Origin of the sequence: Nocardia sp. NPDC059180 (assembly GCF_042754945.1) — a bacterium.
In the GTDB taxonomy this organism is placed as follows: Bacteria; Actinomycetota; Actinomycetes; order Mycobacteriales; family Mycobacteriaceae; genus Nocardia.
Genome location: NZ_JBHZBU010000016.1, coordinates 1 through 5,214 on the forward strand (window position 1 = coordinate 1; position 5,214 = coordinate 5,214).

Genomic DNA, 5,214 nt, shown 5'->3' on the forward strand with positions numbered 1-5,214 from the left:
TGTGTGTTGTTTCAGATACTGCACAGTGGACGCGTAGCTTCTTTGTTGGTAAGTCCTCGGCCTATTAGTACCGGTCACCTCCACCAGTTACCTGGCTTCCAGTTCCGGCCTATCAACCCCATGGTCTGTAGGGGGCCTTAACCCATCAAGTGGGTGAGAAACCTCATCTTGGAACAGGCTTCCCGCTTAGATGCTTTCAGCGGTTATCCCTTCCGAACGTAGCCAACCAGCAGTGCCCTTGGCAGGACAACTGGCACACCAGAGGTTCGTCCGTCCCGGTCCTCTCGTACTAGGGACAGCCTTCCTCAAGTTTCTGACGCGCGCGGCGGATAGAGACCGAACTGTCTCACGACGTTCTAAACCCAGCTCGCGTGCCGCTTTAATGGGCGAACAGCCCAACCCTTGGGACCTACTCCAGCCCCAGGATGCGACGAGCCGACATCGAGGTGCCAAACCATCCCGTCGATATGGACTCTTGGGGAAGATCAGCCTGTTATCCCCGGGGTACCTTTTATCCGTTGAGCGACACCGCTTCCACTTGCCGGTGCCGGATCACTAGTCCCGACTTTCGTCCCTGCTCGACATGTCTGTCTCACAGTCAAGCTCCCTTGTGCACTTGCACTCGCCACCTGATTGCCAACCAGGCTGAGGGAACCTTTGGGCGCCTCCGTTACATTTTGGGAGGCAACCGCCCCAGTTAAACTACCCACCAGGCACTGTCCCTGAACCAGATCATGGTCCGAGGTTAGAGGTCCAATACGATCAGAGTGGTATTTCAACGACGACTCCACACACACTGGCGTGCATGTTTCACAGTCTCCCACCTATCCTACACAAACCGTACCGAACACCAATACCAAGCTATAGTGAAGGTCCCGGGGTCTTTTCGTCCTGCCGCGCGTAACGAGCATCTTTACTCGTAATGCAATTTCGCCGAGTCTGTGGTTGAGACAGCAGAGAAGTCGTTACGCCATTCGTGCAGGTCGGAACTTACCCGACAAGGAATTTCGCTACCTTAGGATGGTTATAGTTACCACCGCCGTTTACCGGGGCTTAAATTCTCAGCTTCGCCACCGAAGTGGCTAACCGGTCCTCTTAACCTTCCGGCACCGGGCAGGCGTCAGTCCGTATACATCGTCTTACGACTTCGCACGGACCTGTGTTTTTAGTAAACAGTCGCTTCTCTCTGGTCTCTGCGACCCCACCCAGCTCAGACCGCAAGGGCCGTCACCGGGCGTGGTCCCCCTTCTCCCGAAGTTACGGGGGCATTTTGCCGAGTTCCTTAACCACAGTTCTCTCGATCGCCTTAGTATTCTCTACCTGACCACCTGTGTCGGTTTGGGGTACGGGCCGTGTACCAACTCACTAGAGGCTTTTCTCGGCAGCATAGGATCACTGAATTCGCCTCAATCGGCTACGCATCACCTCTCAGGATATATGTCTGACGGATTTGCCTATCAGACTCCCTACAGGCTTACACCAGTACAACCACTGACTGGCCCAGCTACCTTCCTGCGTCACCCCATCGCTTGACTACTACCAGCCGGGGTCGTGTGCAGCCCCTCACCCGAGACCCGAAGGTCTTCTCGGAGGATTTGGACACTTAGCACAACTGATTCATCATGGGCGCGGATACACGGGTACGGGAATATCAACCCGTTGTCCATCGACTACGCCTGTCGGCCTCGCCTTAGGTCCCGACTCACCCTGGGCGGATTAACCTGGCCCAGGAACCCTTGGTCATTCGGCGGACGAGTTTCTCACTCGTCTTTCGCTACTCATGCCTGCATTCTCACTCGCATAGCCTCCACAACTAGGTCACCCCGCTGCTTCCCTGGCTACACGACGCTCCCCTACCCATCCACACCACTGCACACCCAACCGTAGTCGGATGCGGATGTATTGTGTGAATGCCGCGGCTTCGGCGGTGTACTTGAGCCCCGCTACATTGTCGGCGCAGAATCACTTGACCAGTGAGCTATTACGCACTCTTTCAAGGGTGGCTGCTTCTAAGCCAACCTCCTGGTTGTCTTCGCGACTCCACATCCTTTTCCACTTAGTACACGCTTAGGGGCCTTAGCCGGCGATCTGGGCTGTTTCCCTCTCGACTACGAAGCTTATCCCCCGCAGTCTCACTGCCACGCTCTCACACACCGGCATTCGGAGTTTGGCTGACTTCGGTAAGCTTGTGGGCCCCCTAGGCCATCCAGTAGCTCTACCTCCGGTGTGAAACACGTGACGCTGCACCTAAATGCATTTCGGGGAGAACCAGCTATCACGGAGTTTGATTGGCCTTTCACCCCTACCCACAGCTCATCCCCTCAGTTTTCAACCTAAGTGGGTTCGGGCCTCCACGACGTCTTACCGTCGCTTCACCCTGGCCATGGGTAGATCACTCCGCTTCGGGTCTAGAACACGCGACTGGACCGCCCTATTCGGACTCGCTTTCGCTACGGCTACCCCACAACGGGTTAACCTCGCCACATGCCACTAACTCGCAGGCTCATTCTTCAAAAGGCACGCCATCACCCCCAGCAGCAAGCTGCTCAAAGGCTCTGACGGATTGTAAGCGCACGGTTTCAGGTACTATTTCACTCCCCTCCCGGGGTACTTTTCACCTTTCCCTCACGGTACTAGTCCGCTATCGGTCACCAGGGAGTATTCAGGCTTACCGGGTGGTCCCGGCAGATTCACAGCAGATTTCACGGGCCCGCTGCTACTCGGGAGTCATCCACACAAGCCGTTGCGTTTTCACTTACCGGACTCTCACCGTCTATGGTTGGCCGTCCCAGACCAATTCAGCTAACACAACGGTTTCTGACTTGTGCTCACTTCGGCAGAAGCAAGAAGAATGATCCCACAACCCCACACGGACAACGCCTGCCGGCTATCACATCCGCATGGTTTAGCCTCTTCCGCTTTCGCTCGCCACTACTCACGGAATCACTATTGTTTTCTCTTCCTGTGGGTACTGAGATGTTTCACTTCCCCACGTTCCCTCCACACGCCCTATATATTCAGGCGCGGGTAACACGACATCACTCGTGCTGGGTTTCCCCATTCGGAAATCCTCGGATCTCAGCTCGGTTGACAGCTCCCCGAGGCTTATCGCAGCCTCCTACGTCCTTCATCGGCTCCTGGTGCCAAGGCATCCACCGTACGCTCTTAAACACTTACTAACAAAGATGCTCGCGTCCACTGTGCAGTTCTCAAACAACACACCCACTCGGATCGAACCTCGAAGCCGGCCAGAGCAAAGCCCTGCGGTACTAACCGAAGATCCGAACGGATCGTTTTTTTGCCTGGAAAGAACGTCTGTTCTTTCAGGACCCAACAGTGTGTCGATATATCAACTCGGCCGGCCACAGTGGACCAGCACCGATGAGAAGAAGTTGTCAGCGTTCCACCCTTGAGCTCCGCAGTCCCACATTCGAGGACATAAGCGGCTCTGGCACAACCACACTCGACTGTTCGAGGTGATTAGTGCAGATGCTCCTTAGAAAGGAGGTGATCCAGCCGCACCTTCCGGTACGGCTACCTTGTTACGACTTCGTCCCAATCGCCGATCCCACCTTCGACGGCTCCCTCCCACAAGGGGTTAGGCCACCGGCTTCGGGTGTTACCGACTTTCATGACGTGACGGGCGGTGTGTACAAGGCCCGGGAACGTATTCACCGCAGCGTTGCTGATCTGCGATTACTAGCGACTCCAACTTCACGGGGTCGAGTTGCAGACCCCGATCCGAACTGAGACCGGCTTTAAGGGATTCGCTCCACCTCGCGGTATCGCAGCCCTCTGTACCGGCCATTGTAGCATGTGTGAAGCCCTGGACATAAGGGGCATGATGACTTGACGTCGTCCCCACCTTCCTCCGAGTTGACCCCGGCAGTCTCTCACGAGTCCCCGCCATTACGCGCTGGCAACATAAGATAAGGGTTGCGCTCGTTGCGGGACTTAACCCAACATCTCACGACACGAGCTGACGACAGCCATGCACCACCTGTACACCGACCACAAGGGGGCCTACATCTCTGCAGGTTTCCGGTGTATGTCAAACCCAGGTAAGGTTCTTCGCGTTGCATCGAATTAATCCACATGCTCCGCCGCTTGTGCGGGCCCCCGTCAATTCCTTTGAGTTTTAGCCTTGCGGCCGTACTCCCCAGGCGGGGTACTTAATGCGTTAGCTACGGCACGGATCCCGTGGAAGGAAACCCACACCTAGTACCCACCGTTTACGGCATGGACTACCAGGGTATCTAATCCTGTTCGCTACCCATGCTTTCGCTTCTCAGCGTCAGTTACTTCCCAGAGACCCGCCTTCGCCACCGGTGTTCCTCCTGATATCTGCGCATTTCACCGCTACACCAGGAATTCCAGTCTCCCCTGAAGTACTCTAGTCTGCCCGTATCGCCTGCAAGCTTAAGGTTGAGCCCCAAGTTTTCACAGAAGACGCGACAAACCGCCTACAAGCTCTTTACGCCCAGTAATTCCGGACAACGCTCGCACCCTACGTATTACCGCGGCTGCTGGCACGTAGTTGGCCGGTGCTTCTTCTACAGGTACCGTCACTTGCGCTTCGTCCCTGTCGAAAGAGGTTTACAACCCGAAGGCCGTCATCCCTCACGCGGCGTCGCTGCATCAGGCTTTCGCCCATTGTGCAATATTCCCCACTGCTGCCTCCCGTAGGAGTCTGGGCCGTGTCTCAGTCCCAGTGTGGCCGGTCGCCCTCTCAGGCCGGCTACCCGTCGTCGCCTTGGTAGGCCATTACCCCACCAACAAGCTGATAGGCCGCGGGCCCATCTCGCACCAATAAATCTTTCCACCAAGAGCCATGCGACTCGAGGTCATATCCGGTATTAGACCCAGTTTCCCAGGCTTATCCCAGAGTGCGAGGCAGATCACCCACGTGTTACTCACCCGTTCGCCGCTCGTGTACCCCGAAGGGCCTTACCGCTCGACTTGCATGTGTTAAGCACGCCGCCAGCGTTCGTCCTGAGCCAGGATCAAACTCTCCGTTGAAGACTCTCGAAACACCCCAAGAGGTGAATCAGAAATATCTAAACTAGAGTCCGAAAACCTAGCAAAACAAAACGCCAGCAAAAAGATTTGCTGACTAAATGTCCGACCTCGTCAACCGGGGGGTATGAGAGGCCGGAACCAATATAATAATTGGCACTGACATTCATCGACACACTATTGAGTTCTCAAAGAACA

The 5,214-nt window shown here is 55.7% G+C and carries 2 rRNA genes; both read right to left on the reverse strand.

Going from position 1 to position 5,214, the window contains the following annotated elements:
- Positions 1 to 44: 44 nt before the first annotated feature.
- A 23S ribosomal RNA gene (locus ACFXNW_RS29955) occupies positions 45 to 3,179 on the reverse strand.
- 321 nt (positions 3,180 to 3,500) lie between these two features.
- Positions 3,501 to 5,019, reverse strand: a 16S ribosomal RNA gene (locus ACFXNW_RS29960).
- Together the 16S and 23S rRNA genes form the textbook arrangement of a ribosomal RNA operon.
- Between the last annotated feature and the right edge of the window lie 195 nt (positions 5,020 to 5,214).